The organism is Vibrio sp. 378, from assembly GCF_033339435.1.
Map to the genome: position 1 here is coordinate 1 of NZ_JAWOUO010000694.1, position 639 is coordinate 639.

1 protein-coding gene is annotated in these 639 nt (G+C 45.2%); it reads left to right on the plus strand.

Annotation, left to right across the window (positions count from 1 at the left end):
- Positions 1–639: M1 family aminopeptidase (locus R7Q48_RS28315; protein WP_318133645.1), on the plus strand; the 639-nt coding region annotated here is incomplete at both ends.

The following is a 639-nucleotide window of genomic DNA, read 5'->3' on the forward strand; positions in this document are numbered from 1 at the left end:
CACGTATTACTTAGATCGCCCAGACGTACTGGCAAAATACACAACCAAAGTCATTGCAGATAAAGCAACATATCCATACTTGCTCAGCAATGGTAACCGTATTGCACAAGGCGAAGCAGAGAACGGTCGTCATTGGGTGCAATGGCAAGATCCACATCCAAAACCAGCTTATCTATTTGCGCTTGTTGCTGGTGACTTTGATGTGCTTCGCGATAAATACACCACAATGTCTGGTCGCAACGTTGACCTAGAAATCTTTGTCGATAAAGGCAACTTAGACCGAGCGGGTCACGCGATGACATCGCTAATCAACTCAATGAAGTGGGACGAAGAACGCTTTGGTCTAGAATACGACCTCGATATTTATATGATCGTGGCGGTTGATTTCTTCAACATGGGCGCAATGGAAAACAAAGGCCTAAATATCTTTAACTCTAAGTTTGTTCTGGCGAATGACCAAACGGCGACAGACCGAGATTACTTGGGTATTGAAGCTGTGATTGGCCATGAATACTTCCATAACTGGACAGGCAACCGCGTGACTTGCCGTGATTGGTTCCAGCTGAGCCTAAAAGAAGGTTTGACGGTGTTCCGTGATCAAGAATTTTCTTCTGACTTAGGTTCACGTGCGGTAAATCG